General features: G+C 70.6%; 23 protein-coding genes. 21 read left to right on the top strand and 2 right to left on the bottom strand.

Annotation, left to right across the window (positions count from 1 at the left end):
- Nucleotides 1-3 precede the first annotated feature (3 nt).
- Entirely contained in the window at nt 4-420 is a 417-nt protein-coding gene (locus ABEU20_RS21060) for a hypothetical protein (RefSeq protein ID WP_420166568.1), read from the bottom strand.
- 115 nt (nt 421-535) lie between these two features.
- On the opposite strand from ABEU20_RS21060, the gene ABEU20_RS21055 reads away from it, so the two are divergent.
- From ABEU20_RS21055 to ABEU20_RS21020, 8 genes are all read left to right on the top strand, one after another.
- Complete coding sequence (locus tag ABEU20_RS21055; protein WP_420166330.1) at nt 536-1,195, top strand: MerR family transcriptional regulator; 660 nt, start codon at nt 536-538, stop codon at nt 1,193-1,195.
- A complete protein-coding gene (locus ABEU20_RS21050) occupies nt 1,192-2,040 on the top strand; it encodes a thioesterase family protein (protein WP_420166329.1) in 849 nt (282 codons plus the stop codon). The genes ABEU20_RS21055 and ABEU20_RS21050 overlap by 4 nt, the downstream gene beginning before the upstream one ends.
- A gap of 81 nt (nt 2,041-2,121) precedes the next feature.
- Nucleotides 2,122-2,937 carry a pyrroline-5-carboxylate reductase gene (gene proC / locus ABEU20_RS21045; protein ID WP_420166328.1) on the top strand — a complete coding sequence of 272 codons (816 nt, stop codon included), beginning with the start codon at nt 2,122-2,124 and terminating at the stop codon, nt 2,935-2,937.
- Between the two features lie 98 nt (nt 2,938-3,035).
- Entirely contained in the window at nt 3,036-3,854 is an 819-nt protein-coding gene (locus tag ABEU20_RS21040) for a CPBP family glutamic-type intramembrane protease (RefSeq protein ID WP_420166327.1), read from the top strand.
- Nucleotides 3,855-4,031: 177 nt separating this feature from the next.
- Nucleotides 4,032-4,274 carry a helix-turn-helix domain-containing protein gene (locus ABEU20_RS21035; RefSeq protein WP_420166326.1) on the top strand — a complete coding sequence of 81 codons (243 nt, stop codon included), beginning with the start codon at nt 4,032-4,034 and terminating at the stop codon, nt 4,272-4,274.
- 210 nt (nt 4,275-4,484) lie between these two features.
- The gene (locus tag ABEU20_RS21030) at nt 4,485-4,586 is read left to right on the top strand and encodes a 30S ribosomal protein bS22 (RefSeq protein ID WP_003402602.1); all 102 of its coding nucleotides are present in this window, start codon (nt 4,485-4,487) and stop codon (nt 4,584-4,586) included.
- Nucleotides 4,587-4,736: 150 nt separating this feature from the next.
- Nucleotides 4,737-5,807, top strand: coding sequence for an NAD-dependent epimerase/dehydratase family protein (locus ABEU20_RS21025; RefSeq protein WP_420166325.1), 1,071 nt, complete (start codon nt 4,737-4,739; stop codon nt 5,805-5,807).
- Between the two features lie 64 nt (nt 5,808-5,871).
- On the top strand, nt 5,872-6,927 hold the full coding sequence (locus ABEU20_RS21020; protein ID WP_420166324.1) for a lysophospholipid acyltransferase family protein: 1,056 nt from the start codon (nt 5,872-5,874) through the stop codon (nt 6,925-6,927).
- Here the strand turns inward: ABEU20_RS21020 and ABEU20_RS21015 are convergent.
- Nucleotides 6,885-8,027: an HAD family hydrolase gene (locus ABEU20_RS21015; protein ID WP_420166323.1), complete on the bottom strand. Its 1,143-nt coding sequence runs from the start codon at nt 8,025-8,027 to the stop codon at nt 6,885-6,887. The two genes, ABEU20_RS21020 and ABEU20_RS21015, sit on opposite strands and share 43 nt — an antisense overlap.
- Nucleotides 8,028-8,218: 191 nt before the next feature.
- Here ABEU20_RS21015 and ABEU20_RS21010 point away from each other — a divergent pair, with 191 nt between their 5' ends.
- The 13 genes from ABEU20_RS21010 to ABEU20_RS20950 all read left to right on the top strand — a co-directional run bounded on the left by ABEU20_RS21010 (nt 8,219) and on the right by ABEU20_RS20950 (nt 19,285).
- Entirely contained in the window at nt 8,219-8,482 is a 264-nt protein-coding gene (locus tag ABEU20_RS21010; RefSeq protein ID WP_420166322.1) for a glutaredoxin family protein, read from the top strand.
- 239 nt (nt 8,483-8,721) lie between these two features.
- On the top strand, nt 8,722-9,489 hold the full coding sequence (locus ABEU20_RS21005) for a redox-sensing transcriptional repressor Rex (protein ID WP_420166567.1): 768 nt from the start codon (nt 8,722-8,724) through the stop codon (nt 9,487-9,489).
- The gene (locus tag ABEU20_RS21000; protein ID WP_420166321.1) at nt 9,486-10,859 is read left to right on the top strand and encodes a glutamyl-tRNA reductase; all 1,374 of its coding nucleotides are present in this window, start codon (nt 9,486-9,488) and stop codon (nt 10,857-10,859) included. Before ABEU20_RS21005 ends, ABEU20_RS21000 begins: the two co-directional genes overlap by 4 nt.
- Nucleotides 10,856-11,860, top strand: a complete 1,005-nt coding sequence (hemC, locus tag ABEU20_RS20995) for a hydroxymethylbilane synthase (protein WP_420166320.1) — start codon at nt 10,856-10,858, stop codon at nt 11,858-11,860. The genes ABEU20_RS21000 and hemC overlap by 4 nt, the downstream gene beginning before the upstream one ends.
- A 75-nt stretch (nt 11,861-11,935) precedes the next feature.
- On the top strand, nt 11,936-13,501 hold the full coding sequence (locus ABEU20_RS20990; RefSeq protein WP_420166319.1) for a bifunctional uroporphyrinogen-III C-methyltransferase/uroporphyrinogen-III synthase: 1,566 nt from the start codon (nt 11,936-11,938) through the stop codon (nt 13,499-13,501).
- Nucleotides 13,502-13,520: 19 nt separating this feature from the next.
- Nucleotides 13,521-14,498, top strand: a complete 978-nt coding sequence (gene hemB / locus ABEU20_RS20985) for a porphobilinogen synthase (protein ID WP_420166318.1) — start codon at nt 13,521-13,523, stop codon at nt 14,496-14,498.
- Nucleotides 14,495-15,145 (top strand): hypothetical protein, encoded by a 651-nt coding sequence (locus tag ABEU20_RS20980; protein WP_420166317.1) that lies wholly within the window; start codon nt 14,495-14,497, stop codon nt 15,143-15,145. Before hemB ends, ABEU20_RS20980 begins: the two co-directional genes overlap by 4 nt.
- 272 nt (nt 15,146-15,417) lie before the next feature.
- On the top strand, nt 15,418-15,828 hold the full coding sequence (locus ABEU20_RS20975) for a hypothetical protein (protein WP_420166316.1): 411 nt from the start codon (nt 15,418-15,420) through the stop codon (nt 15,826-15,828).
- 10 nt (nt 15,829-15,838) lie between these two features.
- A complete protein-coding gene (locus ABEU20_RS20970; RefSeq protein ID WP_420166566.1) occupies nt 15,839-16,336 on the top strand; it encodes a hypothetical protein in 498 nt (165 codons plus the stop codon).
- A complete protein-coding gene (locus ABEU20_RS20965) occupies nt 16,333-16,596 on the top strand; it encodes a hypothetical protein (protein ID WP_420166315.1) in 264 nt (87 codons plus the stop codon). The genes ABEU20_RS20970 and ABEU20_RS20965 overlap by 4 nt, the downstream gene beginning before the upstream one ends.
- Nucleotide 16,597: 1 nt before the next feature.
- The gene (locus ABEU20_RS20960) at nt 16,598-16,879 is read left to right on the top strand and encodes a metal-sensitive transcriptional regulator (RefSeq protein WP_013416995.1); all 282 of its coding nucleotides are present in this window, start codon (nt 16,598-16,600) and stop codon (nt 16,877-16,879) included.
- Between the two features lie 34 nt (nt 16,880-16,913).
- Nucleotides 16,914-17,117, top strand: coding sequence for a heavy-metal-associated domain-containing protein (locus ABEU20_RS20955; RefSeq protein WP_420166314.1), 204 nt, complete (start codon nt 16,914-16,916; stop codon nt 17,115-17,117).
- Nucleotides 17,117-19,285, top strand: coding sequence for a heavy metal translocating P-type ATPase (locus ABEU20_RS20950; protein ID WP_420166313.1), 2,169 nt, complete (start codon nt 17,117-17,119; stop codon nt 19,283-19,285). Before ABEU20_RS20955 ends, ABEU20_RS20950 begins: the two co-directional genes overlap by 1 nt.
- Nucleotides 19,286-19,324: the final 39 nt, after the last annotated feature.

The raw sequence follows: 19,324 nt of genomic DNA, 5'->3' as shown, positions 1-19,324 counted from the left end.
CGTCTACAGCGCGGCCACTCCCGCGCTGATCACGGTGATCCCCGAGATGACCAGACCCGCCACCAGGCATGCCGCGCCGAGCCAGATCGACGCGATCATCGGCCCGGGCTTCGCGGGGTCCCGGCCGAGGACCGACAGGAAGAACCCGGCGGGAATGAAGATCGCGGCGACGAGCACCGCGATCGCACCGGTCGCGGCCCAGCCGGGGCTCGCGTCGACGACCGCGGTGAGCGTCGCGAGCAGGATGCCGAGCGTGACCAGCACGCCCGCGTGGGCGTGACCGGCGCGGAAGAAGCTCTTCTGCAGGGCATTGGCACCCTGGTGTCCGGTGAGGATGCGGAGGAGGAACGCGCCCCCGGACGCGATGCCCACCACCGTGAGCACGGTGACGCCGACGACGATCGTGAGAACGGGATCCATCATGGGGAGCTCCTCGGTGTGCGGTAGGCTCGGACCCGGATTGGATAGTTCAACTATCCAATCCGGATTCATGGTCGACCCGGGGTGACCGGGTGTCAAGCGGGAGAGGCTCGACGTGCGGGTGTCCGAACTGGTCGCGGTGAGCGGCGTACCGCTCGCGACCGTCAAGTACTACCTGCGTGAGGGGCTGCTCATGCCCGGCGCGGCGAGCAGCGCGACGCAGGCCGAGTACGGCGAGCAGCACGTGCGACGGCTCGCGCTCGTCAAGGCCCTCGCCGGCGTGGGACTGCCGCTCGGCAGGATCCGCACGATCGTCGGACTGGTCGACAACCCCGCGGACACCGTGTTCGAGACGATCGGCCGGGCCCTCGCCGCACTGCCGCCGTATCCCGCCGCGGGGGAGGAGCGCAGCGCCGACTATCCGCGCGCCCGCGCCGTGCTCGAGCGACTGGGTCAGGTGTACGCACCGGCGTACCCCGTTGTCGCGCAACTGGAACGGGCGCTCGCCGCCGCCGAGGACGTCGGCATCCCGATGACCGACGAGCGGCTCGACGCGTACGCGCGCCACGTCCGGGGCATCGCGGAGATCGATCTGGATCTGATGCCGACGGACTCGGCCGAATCCGCGATCGAGTACGCGGTTCTCGGTACCGCGATCTACGAACCCGTGCTGGCCGCTCTGCGCAGGCTCGCCCACCAGGACATCGGCGCCGCGCGATTCGCGGGCCGGACCTTCGACGACTTCGACACCCCCGACAGACAGGATCAGCCGTGACCACTCACCCGTTCCGGGACCTCACCACCGTCGACCGGGCCGGCGACGGCCGGTACACGGCCCACATCGATCCGATGTGGACGATCGGCCCCAAGGTGCACGGCGGCTGCATGATGGCCGTCTGTGCGGCCGCAGCCCGGCGTGAGTTGGCCGCCACGGCGCCGTCGGCCATGCCCGTGGATCCCGCCGTGCAGCCGCTGGCCGTCAGCGCCAACTACCTCGCGGCCCCGGATCCCGGCGACGTCGACATCGTCGCGACCGTCCGCAAGCGAGGCCGCCAGGTCTCGCTCGTCGACGTCGAGCTGTCGCAGAAGGGCCGCCCGGCCGTGCACGCCGCGGTCACCCTGGGCGTGCCCGACGCGGGCGAGCCGCACTACGCCGAGGAGCAGGCGCTCGCGCAACTGCCCGTCGAACCGCCCGCCGAGGCGCACGCGCTCGTCGCCGACCATCCGATGGCGCAGATCGTGCACGTCTCGCAGGGCTGCGACCTGAGGGTCGACGGTTCGTCGGCGCACTTCCTGAGCGGCACGCAGGGGGAGCCCCAGGTCCGGATGTGGGCGCGGCCGTGGGCCGGCGACGAGGAGGACCCGGGCACCGCGGCCCTGTTCGCGATCATGACCGGCGACATCTGTGCGCCCGTCACGATGAACCGCGGCATCTTCGGCTGGGCACCCACCGTCCAGCTGACGACGTATCTGCGGCGCCGGCCCGCACCCGGTTGGCTGCGCGTCATGGCGAGCTCGACCGTGCTGGGCGACACGTGGTTCGAGGAGGATCACACCGTCCTCGACTCGACGGGCGCGGTCGTCGTGCAGAGCCGCCAGCTCGCGATGATCCCGCGCTAGGCGCCTTCGGCGCCCGTGCGCCTTTTCGGTAGTGGGGGCTACCGAAAAGGCGCACAGGCACGCAGTGCCTAAGCTGTCCGCATGACGAGAATTGCGGTGATCGGTGGCGGCAAGATCGGCGAGGCGCTGGTCTCTGGGCTGTTGCAGGGTGGTCACGCGACCCGGGACCTGGTTGTCGCGGAGCAGTACGAGCCGCGCGCCGAGGAATTGGCAGCGACCTACTCGATCCGGGTGACGACCCCCGAGGACGCCGCCGAGGGCGCGGACGTCATCGTCGTCGCCGTCAAACCCACCGACGTGGACTCGGTGCTGGCTGCGCTGACGAAGGTCGACCTCGACGGCGAGCGTGAGCAGATCATCGTCTCGCTCGCCGCGGGCATCCCGACGGCCCGCTACGAGTCGAAGCTGCCGGCCGGGTTCCCGGTCGTGCGGGTCATGCCGAACACCCCGATGCTCGTCGGGCAGGGTGCCAGCGCCATCGCGCCCGGACGACATGTCAAGGCCGAACACCTCGAACTGGTCCGCGGGATCCTCGCGACGGTCGGCACCGTCACCACGGTGCCCGAGTCGCAGATCGACGCGGTGACCGCGGTCTCGGGTTCCGGACCGGCCTACTTCTTCCTCGTGGCCGAGGCCATGATCGATGCCGGGGTCTCGCTCGGGCTGACCCGCGCGACGGCGAGCGAGCTGGTCGTGCAGACGATGGTCGGCTCGGCCGCGATGCTCGCGGAGTCGGGGGAGAGCGCCAACGACCTGCGGGCCGCTGTCACCTCACCGGGAGGCACCACGGCAGCCGCCGTGCGTGCCCTCGAAGGCGGCGGGATCCGGACCGCGTTCTACGAGGGTCTCGCCGCGGCGCGGGACCGGTCGGCGGAACTGGGCGTCGCGCCCGAGTAACTTCCGGTCGGGCCGCCGCGTGAGCGCCGGCCCGACACGGTGGTGCGATGCGTGTCCACGACGCGCGAGAACACCTGTAGGAGTTCTACTGTTGCGCCGTGGACCCGCAGAAGCACGAGGCCTCGCCTCGGATCACCGGCCGTAGCGTCTCCTATGCGGCTTTCGCCGTGATCGTGGTCGTCTACCTGGCGATCATCCAGTTCGGCGGTCGCCTGATCGGGAACTGGGCGGACGAGAGCGACACCCTGACCACGCGTGGGGTGTTCTTCACGATGGTGATTCCGCTCGGGATCGCCCTCGTCTTCACCTACGGCGTCGTCGCGGCCCTCGGTTGGTGGCGTCCCGTCATGAAGGACGACCGGCCGGTCAACCGCTGGGTGTGGGCCGTGCCCGCGATCCTGTTGGTCGCGATCCTGCTGGGCATCAACTACAGCGCCCTGTCCGAGAAGGGATGGCTGTTCGTCGTCGTCCTGTTCGTCGCGACGCAGTTCGTCGGGTGGGGCGAGGAGGGAATGTTCCGCGGCATCGGCGTCACGGTCCTGCGCAGGCACGGCCTCCGGGAGGGCCAGGTCGCACTGTGGTCCAGCCTCGTCTTCGGTGTGGTTCACCTGTCGAACGTCTTCGGGCACGGTGGGGCGTCGGCGATCCCGCAGGCCGTCATCGTGAGCCTGGCGGGCTACTTCTTCTACCTCATCCGTCGCGTCTCGGGCAGTAACGCGCTCAACTCGGTGATGCACGGACTCTTCGACTTCGCGCTGCTGAGCGGCATCGCCATCCTGCTGGACCAGACGTTCTACCTCGGCACCATCGCGCCGATCCTGGCGTACCCGGTGATCGCGATCGTCCTGCTCGTCAAGCGGCACGACATCGAGCCGTCCGGGCAGAACGGCGTCGCCCAGGCTGCGGCCCAGAGCTGACCGACCGGGTCCGGAGATAGGCGTCGCGGGGCACGGTGCCACTGCGATTGTCGATCTTGTTTGCAACACCCGTCGCATCAATCCCTCTGGTCCCGCTAAGCTCGTGTCAGCACGTGCGTGTCTGGTCCGCCGGAGGGGAAGCCGGCGGCGCGACATGTGCCGGAGGTAATTGAAGAGATGGGATCCATCGACAAACCTGACAGGTCCCCCAAGGGACAACAGGAAGGGCAGCCCGGTCTCGGCGGGACGCAGTTCCTCACGGTCGCCGAGGTCGCGGCCTTGATGAGGGTCTCGAAGATGACCGTGTATCGCTTGGTACACAGCGGCGAGCTGCCCGCGGTCCGCGTGGGACGGTCGTTCCGCGTCCACGCGAAGGCCGTGCACGATTATCTGCAGACCTCGTATTTCGACGCCGGCTGACCCGCCGGAGTCGGAAAGGATGGGCCTCGGTTTTCGCCGAGCCGATCCGCCCCGGTACGATCGTTAGTCGTCGTACCAGCCAGCCGGTGTCGTCAGGCGCTGGGGTCGTGAGAGCGGCCATGGCAACGAGGCCTCAGCGCCAGAGGCAGACACAGGCGTACGTGACCGGCGTGCGCTGAACGCTAGAGAAGACTGTGAGGGACACCCACCATGGGTTCAGTGATCAAGAAGCGCCGCAAGCGCATGTCGAAGAAGAAGCACCGCAAGCTGCTCCGCCGCACGCGCGTCCAGCGTCGGAAGCTCGGTAAGTAAGAACTTGCTCACGGATGCCCGTCACCTCGCGGTGGCGGGCATCCGTGTGTTCGGGGCCGTGTTGCCAGGGTGTAAAGGCTCGCGCGGAACCCTTGCCTCGCCCCTCGGATTCGTTAGGCTCGCCGGTGGGGTGAATGGACGGGGGTAGCGGTGAGTCCTGACGAGCGGGGTGTGCAGCCGCCGCGGGTGGTCCTGGTGACGGGTGCGAGCCGGTTCCCGGGCGGGTTCCTGGTGTCGCGGCTGGTCCAGGACCCCGGCATCGAGCGTGTGGTCGCGGTGGACGCCGTCTCGCCCAGCAAGGACATGATGCGGCGGATGGGCCGTGCCGAGTTCGTGCGGGCAGACATTCGGAACCCCTTCATCGGCAAGGTCATCAGGGGCGCCGAGGTCGACACCGTGGTGCACGCGGCCACCGTCGCGCAGGCGCCCCGATCGGGCAGCCGCGCGGCCATGAAGGACATGAACGTCATCGGCGCCATGCAGTTGTTCGCGGTGTGCCAGAAGTCGCCCAGCGTGCGCAAGGTGGTGCTGCGATCCGCGTCCGCCGTGTACGGCGGTAGCGCCGGCGATCCCGCCAAGTTCACCGAGGAGATGGGGGCGCGCCGTCCACCCCGCGGGGCCTGGGCACGGGACTGCGTCGACATCGAGGGCTACGCGCGCGCGATGGGCCGGCGCCGCCCCGACATCGCGGTCTCCATCCTGCGGCTCGCACCCCTCATGGGCCCGCACCGGCACGGATGGGTCGCGCGGTACCTGTCGTCCCCGATCGTGCCGAGCATCCTCGGGCGGGACGCTCGTATGCAGTTGCTCCACGAGGAGGACGCGCTCGCCGCGCTGCACCGTGCCACGGTCGCCGGGCCGACCGGCACGTTCAACGTCGCCGGCGACGGGATCGTCATGATGTCGCAGGCCGTGCGCCGGGCCGGACGCGTCGAGGTCCCGATGCCGTTCGCGCTCTTCCGCAGCGCCGGACGGGCCCTGATGGGGTCGCAGATGCGGTCCTTCACCCACGAACAGCTCGACTACTTCCATTTCGGATGCGGACTCGACACCACCCGGATGCGTGCCGAACTCGGATTCGAACCGCGCTGGACGACCCTCGAGGCCCTCGACGATTTCGTACGGGGCACCGGGCTGACCCCGATGATCCGGCCGGAGTGGGTCGATCGCGCCGAGGCGACCGCGCTCGGCCTCGTCGGGGCGGGCGGCGGCCGCGGGTGACGGCTCGGCGCAGCGGGACGGACGGCAGCGGGGCGGACGAGGGGCCGGAACGAAAGGGGTTGGGGTGAACGAGGTGGCGAAGGTGATCCCGTTGCATGCGGATGCGCGCGGTCGGTCGACGCGTGACCGGGCGGCGGACCGACCCCCGATATCACCCGAGACCGACACCGACACCGACACCGAGACCGATACCGAGACCGATACCGAGTCGAGTCCCCTCCACGAGGCAATCGGGGAGGCTGGTCCCGGGACCGACGGGGCCGACAGCGGACTGCGGGCCCGGGTCGCGGGCCAGGTGGCCGGCGCGGCCGGGTTCGTGCGCCGTCGACTGGCCGGCGACTACGAGGTGGACGAGTTCGGGTACGACCCGCACTTCGCCGACGGCGTCTTCCTTCCCGCGCTGCGCCCGCTGTTCGAGAAATGGTTCCGGGTCGAGGTCCGCGGTGTGGAGAACATCCCGGCCGACGGGGGCGCGCTGGTCGTCGCCAACCACGCCGGGGTGGTGCCGATCGACGCGCTCATGACGTCGGTAGCGGTGCACGACCACCACCCGCAGCAGCGCGCGCTGCGGATGCTCGCGGCCGACCTCGCGTTCGAGATGCCGATCGTCGGGAACATCGCCCGCAAGGCCGGGCACACGCTCGCATGCCACCCCGACGCCGAGCGACTTCTGCGCGGCGGCGAGGTGGCGGCGGTGTTCCCGGAGGGATTCAAGGGCATCGGCAAGCCCTTCTCCGAGCGGTACAAGCTGCAGCGGTTCGGCCGGGGCGGCTTCGTCTCCGCCGCGATGCGGGCCGGCGCGCCGATCGTCCCGTGCTCGATCGTCGGCTCCGAGGAGATCTACCCGAAGATCGGCGACATCGCGCCGCTCGCCCGGCTACTGAACATGCCGTACTTTCCGGTGACACCGCTGTTCCCGCACCTGGGTCCGCTCGGCCTGGTGCCGCTGCCGTCCAAGTGGTACATCGAGTTCGGGACGCCGATCCCCACCGACACCTACGACGCGGCCGAGGCCGACGACCCGATGGTGCTGTTCGAGGTCACCGACCACGTCCGCGAGATCATCCAGCAGACGCTCTACCGACTTCTGGCGCAGCGCCGCAACGTCTTCATGGGCTGACCGCGTCCCGCGGCGGACCGCTCGGCGGCGAGTCTCGTCAGCAGGGCGCGCTCGCGGCGCCGGCTGAGGATCGCGCCCACGGCCCCACCGACCGCACCCAGCAGCAGCGCCGTCGGGATGCCCACCTTCGCGGCCTTGCGCCCGGTGCGGAAATCGCGCACCTCCCAGCCCCGGGTCTTCGCGAGTTCGCGCAGGTCCGCGTCCGGGTTGACGGCGACCGCGGTCCCGACGAGCGACAGCATCGGGGCGTCGTTGTAGCTGTCCGAGTACGCGGTGCAGCGCTTGAGGTTGAGACCCTCGCGGACCGCGAGCGTGCGGACGGCGTGGGCCTTGCCCAGTCCGTGCAGGATGTCGCCGACGAGGCGGCCGGTGAAGACGCCGTCCTTGCTCTCGGCGACCGTGCCCAGCGCACCGGTCAGACCGAGGCGCTTGGCGATCACCTGCGCCAGTTCGACGGGGGTGGCCGTCACGAGCCACACCTGCTGACCGGCGTCGAGGTGCATCTGCGCGAGGGCCCGGGTGCCGGCCCAGATCTTGTCTGCGATGACCTCGTCGAAGATCTCCTCGCCGAGGCGGGCGAGTTCGGCCGTGGATCGTCCCGCGACGAACGACAGCGCCTTCTCCCTGCCCTCCGCGACGTCGTCGCTGTTCTCCTTGCCGGTGACTCGGAATTTGACCTGCTTCCACGCGAAGTCGACCAGGTCGGAGGTCTTGAGGTACTTGCGGGCGGCGAGACCGCGCGCGAAGTGGATGATCGAAGCGCCCTGCACCATCGTGTTGTCGACGTCGAAGAACGCGGCGGCCGTGAGGTCCCGCGGGACGACGGGCTCGGTCGGCGGTTCGAGGACCTCCAGGTCCGGTGCCACTTCCGGTTCGACGGACTCCAGGGCGGCAGCCGCCTCCGCCGCCTCTGCGGCCTCCGCGGCCTCGGCTTCCTGGATCGCGAGGGCGGCATCGGCGCTCGCCTCGCCGGCGAGGTTGGCGCGCAACTCGGCCTCGCTCGGCCCCAGCAGGTTCCGGATCCTGCGGCGGCCCGGGCGCAGAATCCCGGACAGACCCACACCGAATTTCGCGCCGTTCGGCAGTGATCGTCCAGGCACTCGCACCTCCCGTGTCGAAGACAGCTCCGGCTCACCTCTGGCTCACCCTAGCCCGCGCGTCGGTGCCGATCCCGCTGGATGGCGCAGCGGTCCGCAGCGTGTGATGTTCGTCTCGAAACGGAACGGTCCGGAACCCCGAGGGGTGGGGCGCTCCCGTACGTCGCCCGGAGCCTCGAGGAACACTGGAGCGCATGGAACAGTCGCGACACCGGATCACTCTGCTCACCCGCGCCGGTTGCGGTGCGTGCCTGCCGGCACGCGAGTCGCTCGAGGCGATCTGCAGCGAGTTCGAAGTGGAACTGACCTGCGTGGACGTCGACGAGGCCGCAGCGGAGAACCCGGATCTGCGTGCCGAGTACGGCGACCGGCTGCCCGTCGTCCTCCTCGACGACAAGGAGCACAGCTACTGGGAGGTCGACGAGGACCGGTTGCGCGCCGACCTCGCGCAGGGCTGATTCCGAGCCTCCGGCCCCGCTCGCATCGTCGAGTGGGAAGGGTCACGCCGGACCGTCGAGTTCGGTCGCTTTGCAGGTGAGAGCACGTGTGAGGGCGGTCGAGCAACTTTGTGCATGGCTTCACAAGCGGTTACCGTGGTGTGAACAAACGCCCCGGACCTTCGTGTGAAGGCCGGGGTACACGGCCGACCGGACGAGGAACCATCGACGTGAGTGAACAGCACGAGACGCAGGGGGCAGTGTCCCGCGGTGTCTCCCGGGCTGCTCCGTCCGCTTCTCGGCGTGGAACGCCTTCGGCTGCGCAGCATCGGGACATCCCCCAGGCTACGGTGACGCGTCTCGCGACATACCTGCGGGTCCTCGGAGTGCTCGCGGACGAGGGCGCCATCATCGTCTCCAGCGAGGAACTCGCCGCCGCGTCCGGCGTCGGATCGGCCAAGCTCCGCAAGGACCTCTCGTTCCTGGGCCCCAACGGTGTTCGCGGTGTCGGCTACGACGTCACCCGGCTGCGGGCGCGCATCGAATCCGCCCTCGGGCTCGACCGGGGTCACCGCGTGGTGCTCGTCGGCGTCGGAAACCTGGGCCGGGCGCTGGCCGGCTACGGCGGCTTCGACCGCCGCGGCTTCTCGATGGTGGGTCTGTTCGACTGCGATCCCGCCCTGGTCGGCGCCGACATCGGTGGCATGACGGTTCGGGACGTCGCCGAACTCGCCGACGCGTGCCGCGAACTGGACGCCACGATCGGCGTCATCGCCACCCCGGACACCGCCGCGCAGGACGTGTGCGATCAGCTCGTCGGCGCCGGTCTGCGCTGCATTCTCAGCTTCTCTCCGCTCACGCTGGAGATCCCGGACCACGTCGAAATGCGTCGGGTCGATCTCGCGATGGAGATGCAGGTGCTCTCCTTCAACCTGGCGCGCAACGAGGAACAGTCTCCCCAGCAGGTCTCCGCCGCATCCGTGGCGGTGGGCGCTTCGACCAGAAACGGATCGGTGATCAGGCCGTGAGTGTGCTTCTCGTCGGGATCTCGCACCGCAGTGCTCCCGTCTCGGTCCTCGAGCGGATCGCGGTGACCGATACCGACCGCCCGAAGCTGACGGACAGGATGCTCGCGTCGGCGCACATCTCGGAGGCGATGATCGTCTCGACGTGCAACCGCATCGAGATCTACGCCGTCGTCGACGCCTTCCACGGCGCGCTCACCGAGATCGGTGACCTGCTGTCCGCGCATTCCGGACTCGACCTCACCGAACTGCACAAGCACGCGTACGTCCGGTACAGCGAGGCCGCCGCCGAGCACCTGTTCGCGGTCGCCAGCGGTCTCGACTCGATGGTCATCGGTGAGCAGCAGATCCTCGGCCAGATCCGTGCCGCGTATGCGGCCTCCGACGCGCAGCAGGCCGCGGGCCGCGCGCTGCACGAGTTGGCGCAGCAGGCGCTGCGGGTCGGCAAGCGCGTCCACTCCGAGACCGGCATCGACGCCGCCGGCGCCTCCGTGGTGTCCGTCGCGCTCGACCGCGCCTCCGGGATCCTCGGTGACGGTGGACTGGTCGGCCGCACCGCCGTCGTCGTCGGCGCCGGCGCGATGGGCAGCCTGTCGGTCGCGCACCTCACGCGCGCCGGGATCGGCCGCATCATCGTCGTCAACCGCACCCGCGAGCGCGCCGAGCACCTCGCGGCCACCGCGGCGGGCAACGGCGTCGACGCGGTCGCGATGAGCTTCGACGACCTGTCCGACGCGATGGCGCAGTCCGACGTCCTCGTCACCTGTACCGGCGCGGTCGGTTCCGTCGTCACGCTCGCCGACACCCACCGGGCCCTGGCCACTCCGGGACGCGAGCCGAACCGTCCGCTCGTGATCTGCGACCTGGGTCTGCCCCGCGACGTGGAGCCCGCCGTCGCCGGACTGCCCGAGGTGGCCGTGCTCGACATGGCTGCGCTGCAACGGGATCCGGCCGCCGGTGCCGCCGCGTCCGACGCCGACGCCGCCCGCGCGATCGTCGCCTCCGAACTCTCCCAGTACCTGGCCTCGCAGCGTCTCGCCGAGGTCACCCCGACCGTCACCGCGTTGCGTCAGCGCGCGGCCGAGGTCGTCGAGGCCGAACTGCTGCGTCTCGACTCGCGCCTGCCCGGGCTCGAGGATCCGCAGCGCGACGAGGTGGCGCGCACCGTCCGCCGCGTCGTCGACAAGCTGCTGCACGCGCCGACGGTGCGGGTCAAACAACTCGCGTCCGCGCCCGGCGGCGACACGTACGCCGCGGCGCTGCGCGAACTGTTCGAGCTGCGCCCCGGATCGGCGGAGGCGGTTGCCGCGCCGATCGATCTGGACGAATTCACCACCGGACCCGACATCACAGGAAAGGATGCGCAGGCATGAGCACCGATGCGGCCGCGTCGCCGGCCACCGAACCGAACGTCGGCCCGGACACCCGCACCCTGCGGATCGGCACGCGAGGCAGTCTGCTCGCGACGACGCAGGCCGGCCATGTGCGCGATGCGCTGATCGCCGCCGGGCATCCCGCCGAGCTGGTGATCATCAAGACCAAGGGTGACGTCACCGCCGGACCGGTGCAGCGCATCGGCGTCGGCGTGTTCGTCGCCGAACTGCGCGAGGCGCTGGTCGCCGGCGAGGTGGACGTCGCCGTCCACTCCTACAAGGACCTGCCCACCGCGCAGCCCGACGACCTGACGATCGCCGCGGTCCCGTCGCGCGAGGATCCGCGCGACGCGCTCGTCGCCCGCGACGGTCTGGTGCTCGGCGAGCTGCCGGCCGGCTCGCGGATCGGCACGTCGGCGCCCCGCCGCCGCGCCCAGCTTCGAGCGATGGGCCTGGGTCTCGAGATCGAGCCGCTGCGCGGCAACATCGACACCAGGATCGGCAAGGTCGCCTCGGGCGAGCTCGACGCCATCGTGATCGCCCGGGCCGGCCTGTCCCGCATCGGCCGCGTCGGTGAGATCACCGAGACGCTCGAGCCCGTCCAGATGCTGCCCGCGCCGTCGCAGGGCGCCCTGGCCGTCGAGTGCCGCTCCGACAACCCGGAACTCATCGCGGTTCTGAGCGAGCTCGACGATCACGCCACCCGCGCCGCGGTGATCGCCGAACGTGCCCTGCTCGCCGAGCTCGAAGCGGGCTGCACCGCCCCGGTGGGGGCGATCGCCGAGGTCGTCGAGTCGCTGGACGACGACGGCAGAGTTTTCGAGGAACTGTCGATTCGCGGCTGCGCTGCCGCGATCGACGGCTCCGATGTGATTCGGGCGTCCCTCGTGGGGTCACCCGAGCGTGCCGACGAGTTGGGGCGTGCGGTTGCACGGGAACTCCTCGACCTGGGGGCACGCGATCTGATGACGATTGCCGAGGACGGTGATGCCGATGCTTGACCTGCTTGCCCGTCCGTGGCCCGATTTCACGCTTTCTACTACCTATCGACATGAGACCGCACTGGAGAACTACCGATGAGCCGAGTCCGTAAGAACAGCCCCGGCCGGATCCTCTTCGTGGGATCGGGACCCGGTGATCCGGCGCTGCTCACCGTCCGCGCACACGACGTGCTCGCGTCGGCCGCGCTGGCGTACACCGACCCCGATGTGGACAAGGGTGTGACCGCGCTCGTCGGCACCGCACTCGGCCGCGACGCGGAAACCGATCTCCCGATCGCCGAGGTCCGTCCCGCCCTGGGTGAGCCGGCCGAGGTCGCCAAGACCCTCGTCGCTGAGGCCAAGAACGGGCACGACGTGGTCCGACTCGTCTCGGGCGACCCGCTGACCACCGACTCGGTGATCGCGGAGGTGTCGGCCGTCGCCCGCACCCAGGTGGTGTTCGAGGTGCTGCCGGGCCTGCCGTCCGGATCTGCAGTCCCCAGCTACGCCGGTATGGCGCTGGGCTCGGGCCACACCGAGGCCGACGTCCGCGGCGAGGTCGACTGGGCCGCGCTGGCCGCCGCCCCGGGCCCGCTGGTGCTGCACGCGACGTCCGCACACCTGGCCGAGACGGCGAGCGCGCTCGTCGAGCACGGCCTGGCGCCGCAGACCCCGGCCGCGATCACCGTCCGCGGCACCACCCGTCAGCAGCGCACCGTCGAGGCCACCCTCGCGACGCTCAACGACGCCGGTTCCGAGCTGGTCGGATCGCTGATCGTCACGGTCGGCAAGGTCGTCTCGCAGCGCAACAAAATGTCGTGGTGGGAGTCGCGCGCGCTGTACGGCTGGACCGTCCTGGTGCCGCGCACCAAGGAGCAGGCCGCCGACATGAGCGACCGCCTCGTCACGCACGGCGCCATCCCGATCGAGGTGCCGACCATCGCGGTCGAGCCGCCCCGCAGCCCCGCGCAGATGGAGCGCTCGGTCAAGGGACTCGTCGACGGCCGCTACCAGTGGGTCGTGTTCACCTCCACCAATGCGGTGCGTGCGGTGTGGGAGAAGTTCGAGGCGTTCGGGCTGGACGCCCGCGCGTTCTCCGGCGTGAAGATCGCGTGCGTCGGTGAGGCCACCGCCGAGAAGGTGCGCTCGTTCGGCATCACCCCCGAACTGGTGCCGTCGGGCGAGCAGTCCAGCGAGGGCCTGCTGGCCGACTTCCCGCCGTACGACGAGGTGTTCGACCCGGTCAACCGCGTCCTGCTACCCCGCGCGGACATCGCCACCGAAACCCTCGCCGAGGGCCTGCGTGAGCGCGGCTGGGAGATCGACGACGTCACCGCGTACCGCACCGTCCGGGCGGCGCCGCCGCCCGCCGAGACCCGCGAGATGATCAAGACGGGTGGCTTCGACGCCGTGTGCTTCACGTCGTCGTCGACCGTGCGCAACCTCGTCGGCATCGCCGGCAAGCCGCACGCCCGCACGATCGTCGCGTGTATCGGACCGAAGACCGCCGAGACCGCGATCGAGTTCGGTCTGCGCGTCGACGTCCAGCCGGAGACGGCACAGATGGGTCCGCTGGTGGAGGCACTCGCCGAGCACGCGGCCCGACTGCGCGCCGAGGGCGCGCTGCCGCCTCCGCGCAAGAAGTCCCGCGCCCGCCGCTGACACACCCCTCGGGAGAACCGTGTTTCCAGTTCACCGTCCCCGTCGTCTGCGCGGTACTCCCGCGCTGCGCCGACTGGTCGCCGAGACGTCGCTCGAACCGCGGCATCTCGTGCTACCGATGTTCGTCGCCGACGGCATCGACGAGCCGCGTCCGATCTCGTCGATGCCGGGCGTCGTCCAGCACACGCTGGACTCGCTCCGCGGCGCCGCGACCGACGCGGTCGCGGCCGGTGTCGGCGGGCTCATGCTGTTCGGTGTGCCGCGCGAGGAGGACAAGGACCCGGACGGTTCCGGTGCCACCGATCCGGACGGCGTGCTCAACCGGGGCCTGGCCGCACTGCGGTCCGAGCTCGGTGACGCGACGGTGGTGATGGCGGACACGTGCCTCGACGAGTTCACGTCGCACGGGCACTGCGGTGTGCTGACCGCCGACGGCCGGGTCGACAACGACGCGACGCTGGCCCGCTACGTCGACATGGCGGTCGCGCAGGCCGACGCCGGCGCCCACCTGCTCGGACCCAGCGGCATGATGGACGGCCAGGTCGCCGCGATCCGCAAGGGTCTCGACGCCGCCGGTCACACCGAGGTCGGGCAGTTGGCGTACTCGGCGAAGTACGCGTCGGCGTTCTACGGCCCGTTCCGGGAGGCCGTCGGCTCGTCGCTCGAGGGCGACCGCCGCACCTACCAGCAGGATCCGGCGAACCGCCGCGAGTCGCTGCTCGAGGTGGATCTCGATCTCGCGGAGGGCGCCGACCTGGTGATGGTCAAGCCCGCGATGTCCTACCTGGACGTGCTGCGCGAGGTCGCGGACCGGTCGACGGTCCCGGTGGCCGCGTACCAGATCTCCGGTGAGTACGCGATGATCACCGCCGCCGCGCAGAACGGTTGGATCGACCGTGACGCCGCGGTCCTCGAATCCCTGCTGAGCATTCGCCGTGCGGGTGCCGACATCGTGCTGACCTACTGGGCCGCCGAGGCGGCGGGGTGGCTGGCATGACCGGGCAGTGGCCCGGGCCTCCGCAGCAGCCGGGACAGCCCGACCCGTGGCCGGGCACCCCGCAAGGTCCGGTAGGCCCGCCCCAGTACCCGGGCGGCGACCCGGGCCGATACCCGGTGCCGCCGGCCCCACAGGAGAAGCGCCCGGTACCGGCCGACGTCGTCACCGCGTTCCAGCTGTGGTTCGTGGTCGCGGCCTTGGGCGTCGTGTATCTCGCCGCGGCACTGTTCTTCGTCCACAGCGACCGGTCCTCGTTCGTCGATCAGCTGATGGACGAGTTCGCGAAGCAGAACATCGATCCGCTGCCCACGCGCACCGAGGTCGACCAGCTCCTGACGCTGGGCCTGGTCGCCACGGGCGTGATTCTCACCCTCGTGCTCGGCGGGCTGACGATCCTGTTCGCCTTCAAGATGCGCAAGGGCAAGAACTGGGCCCGGATGCTGCTCACCATGGCCGGGGTGTTCACGGTCTTCTCCGCAATTCCGACGCTGTTCGGCGCGGGCGCGGGGAGCGGCACGGCCGCGCTGCTGATGGGCGGTGCCGGCATCCTGCAAGCGGTCGCCGCGATCGGCGCGATCGTCCTGATGCACCGCAAGGAATCCAACGCGTACTTCCTGAATCTGCCGCCGGCGCCTCCCGCGCGCTGACCGGTTCTTCCGATTCGGTCTTCCCGAGCCTGCGTTGTAGTGTGAATCGAGTCACATGACCAGCGTGTTCGTTCGGAATCAGGGGGTTGGGATGCGCGTCGAACATCGGACCGGTGGGCGACGAGAACTGGTGTGGATCGCAGTGGTCGCACTGTTCGGGATCGCCACGTTGCTGCTCCTGATCCTGCCGGGTGTCCTCGCTGCGTGACGTCCCCCCGGCCCTGCGCGACCTCGGTGCTGCGCCCGTCTGCGCGATACCCCAGGATGGGGTCGTGAGCGAACGTCCCCCGCGCCCGGTGTCGGTCGCCTACTGGATCTGGGTGCTGTGCGCTGCCCTCATGGTGCTCTTCGGTCTGCTCGCGGCGACGACGTCCGCCGACGCCATCCGCGGCAGCCACGATTCCGACGTCGGAGCGTTCGTCTGGTTGCTGCGCGGGATCGGCGTCGGGTCCGTGTCGTTCGGGGTCGCGATCGGCTTCCTCGCTGCCCCGGTGCGCGCGGGGGATCGGCGTCTGCGGTCGGTCGTCGCGGTGTTGTGCGGGGTGTTCGCGCTGGCCGTCGTCGCGATGGTGGCGATCGGGGTCCTCGCCCCGGCGCTGTTGGTGATTCCGGTGCTGCTGTCGGTGGCCTGTGTGCTGGTGTTCAGGGAGGGTGCACGTGAGTGGTTCGAGCGCAGTGCCTGAGCCGGGCAAGGTGCCTGATCCGGGCGGCGCCGACGCGCGGGCGCCGCTGTTCCTCGAGGAGGGCGCTCGGTGGCGGACGGTGGCCTACGGCCCCGTCTTCTGTGTGGTCGCCCTCGTGATCGAGTTGGTGACCGGCCCGGTGGTGCACTGGTTCGCACTGACGCTGTTCGCGGCGATCCTGGCAGGCATCGTGTCCGTGCAGGTGGCCGCGGCGCGCCGGCACGTGAGCGTGCTGTTGACGGACTCGGTGTTGCGGCAGGGGGCCGAGGAGGTGCCGCTCGACGAGATCGACGAGGTGCTGCCGGAGGCCGATCCCTACGCGGACGAACCGCAACCGTGGGAGAGCGCACGCACGCTCGGTGAACTGTCCGGGGTGCCGCGCCGGCGGACGGGTATCGGCCTGCGCCTGCGGGACGGCAGCCTCGCGCAGGCGTGGGCGCGGGACGACGAGGGCCTGCGGGACGCCCTGACCGCGGCGGTCGCGGACGCGAAGGGTGTGGCCTCGTGAACCGCGGCACGCTGGTACCGGTCGGCGAGGCGGCCGCGGCCGTCGTGCTGCTCGCCGTCGCGGTGTGGTGCTGGACGCGAGGGGTGACGGATCACGAGTTCGCGCCCGTCGTGCCGGGCGGGCCGTTCTTCCGGTCGGCCGACTATTCGGGTCCGTGGATCGCGGCGGCGTTCACCGCGGTGCTGGTGGCGGGGCTGCTCGCGCTCGACGCGATCCGTCGACGCCGTCGCTCGAGTACCCATAGGGGGTATCATGGGTGACATGAACGGATACAGCCCGCAGCAGGAAGACCTGCTCAAGCGCCTGCGGCGCATCGAGGGGCAGGTGCAGGGTATTTCGCGGATGATCGCGGACGACCGCTACTGCATCGACGTCCTCACCCAGGTGTCCGCGGCCACGTCCGCGCTGCAGTCGGTGTCGCTCAAGCTTCTCGAGGCGCATCTCGCGGGCTGCGTCGTCGAGGCCGCGAAGAAGGGCGGCCCGGAGGCGGACGCCAAGGTCAAGGAAGCGTCCGACGCGATCGCGCGCCTGGTGCGATCCTGACCCCGGTGCGATTCCGAACCGAAGGAGGCCTCCGATGGAGCACACCTACCTCGTCAAGGGCATGACGTGTCAGCACTGCGCTGCCGCGGTCACCGAGGAGATCAGCGATCTGTCCGGGGTCACGGCGGTCGACGTGGACGTCGAGTCCGGCCGGGTCGTCGTGCAGAGTGATTCCCCGCTGGACACCGTCGCCGTCGCTGCCGCGGTGACCGAGGCGGGTTACGAACTGGCCCGGTAGTGACCACCACGGCGCCGCGCACCGTCGAACTCGACGTCGGCGGCATGACCTGTGCGTCGTGCGCGGCCCGGATCGAGCGCAAGCTCGGCAAGCTCGACGGGGTCACCGCCACCGTCAACTACGCCACCGAGCAGGCGCACGTCGAGTTCCCCGACGACCTGCCGGTGCAGGACCTCATCGACGTCGTCGAGAAGACCGGATACACGGCCGCCGTCGCGGCGCCGGAGGAACCCGCCGAGGTGGAGGCCGCGCGCGACCGCCTCGGAATTCGGCTCGCGGTCGCGACCGTCGCGTCGGTGCCGGTCGTCCTGGTGTCGATGATCCCGCCGTTGCAGTTCGATTACTGGCAGTGGATCGCGTTCGCCCTCACCACCCTCGTCGTGTTCTGGTGCGGCTATCCGTTCCACCGCGCCGCGGCCGTCACCGCCCGGCACGGGATGGCGACGATGGACACGCTCGTCTCGCTCGGCACCCTCGCCGCGTACGGGTGGTCGACGTGGGCGCTGGCGTTCGGCACCGCCGGACACATCGGCGCGACGCACGAGTTCACGTTCCGCCCCGGCGCGCACGATCCGTCCGGCCAGATCTATCTCGAGGTCGCGGCCGGCGTCACCACGTTCCTGCTGGCCGGCCGATACGCCGAGGCGCGGGCCAAACGCCGATCCGGTGCCGCGTTGCGCGCGCTGCTCGAGGTCGGCGCCAAGGACGTCTCGGTACTGCGGGACGGCGCCGAGCAGCGGATCCCGGTGTCGGCGTTGCGGGTCGGCGACGAATTCGTGGTGCGGCCCGGCGAGAAGATCGCGACCGACGGCCGGATCGTGCGCGGCCGCGCGGCCGTCGACACGTCCATGCTCACGGGCGAGTCCGTGCCGGTCGAGGTAGCGGAGGGCGACACGGTCGTCGGCGGCACGCTCGACACCGACGGCCTGCTCACCGTGCGGGCCGAACGCGTCGGAGCCGACACGCAACTGGCACACATCGCGAAGCTGGTGACCGAGGCGCAGAGCGGCAAGGCGCACGCCCAGCGACTCGCGGACCGGGTGTCGGCGGTGTTCGTGCCGGTGGTCCTGGTGATCGCCGCGGTGACCCTCGCGGTATGGCTGCTGGTGGGGCGGGAGACCACGGAGGCCTTCACCGCCGCGGTCGCGGTCCTGATCGTCGCGTGCCCGTGCGCGCTGGGGCTCGCGACACCCACCGCCCTGCTCGTCGGAACCGGCCGCGGCGCACAGCTGGGCATCCTCATCAAGGGGCCGGAGGTGCTCGAGCAGACCCGCGGTATCGCAACCGTCGTTCTCGACAAGACCGGCACCGTCACCACCGGCCGGATGGAGCTCGAGGACGTCGTCGCGGTGCCGGGGGAGGACCGCGATCGGGTGCTGGAACTGGCCGCGGCCGTCGAATCCGGGTCGGAGCATCCGGTCGCGCAGGCGATCGTACGCGCGGTGCCGCAGCCGTTGCCGGTGAGCGGATTCGTGAACCGTCCGGGAATCGGCGTCGAGGGCGCCGTAAACGGTCACGAGGTCCGCGTCGGGCGCGCGCAGGGCGAGGTCCCGGCCGCGGTGCGGGGGCTGCTCCCGGAGGGCCGGACATCGGTGATCGTGTCGTGGGACGGGCGGGTGCGGGGCGCGCTGGTCGTCGCCGACGCCGTGAAGCCCACCAGCGCCGAAGCGATCCGCGAGATCCGCGGACTCGGCATGACCCCGGTGCTGCTCACCGGTGACGCGCAGGCCGTTGCGACCGCGGTCGCACGCGAGGTCGGGATCGACCGCGTCATCGCCGAGGTGCTGCCCGACCAGAAGGCCGCCACGATCGCCCGACTGCGCGAGGAAGGCGCCGTCGCGATGGTCGGCGACGGCGTCAACGATGCCGCCGCGCTCGCGACCGCCGACGTCGGGATCGCGATGGGCACCGGTACCGATGCCGCAATCGAGGCGAGTGATCTGACGCTCGTGCGCGGCGACCTGCGGTCGGTGCCGGACGCGATCCGGCTGTCGCGACGGACCCTCGCCACCATCAAGGGAAACCTGTTCTGGGCGTTCGCCTACAACGTCGCAGCGATCCCGCTCGCCGCGACCGGCCTGCTCAACCCGATGATCGCGGGCCTGGCGATGGCGCTGTCGTCGCTGTTCGTGGTCGCCAACAGCCTGCGCCTGAGGCGCTTCCACTGACCTCGACGGTCCCGCCTCCGATCCCGCCGAACGGCGCGA

The organism is Rhodococcus parequi (genome assembly GCF_046042785.1).
Taxonomy (GTDB): Bacteria; Actinomycetota; Actinomycetes; order Mycobacteriales; family Mycobacteriaceae; genus Prescottella; species Prescottella parequi.
Note: the sequence above shows the minus strand (reverse complement) of the source record. Positions and strands in the feature narration are given on the sequence as shown.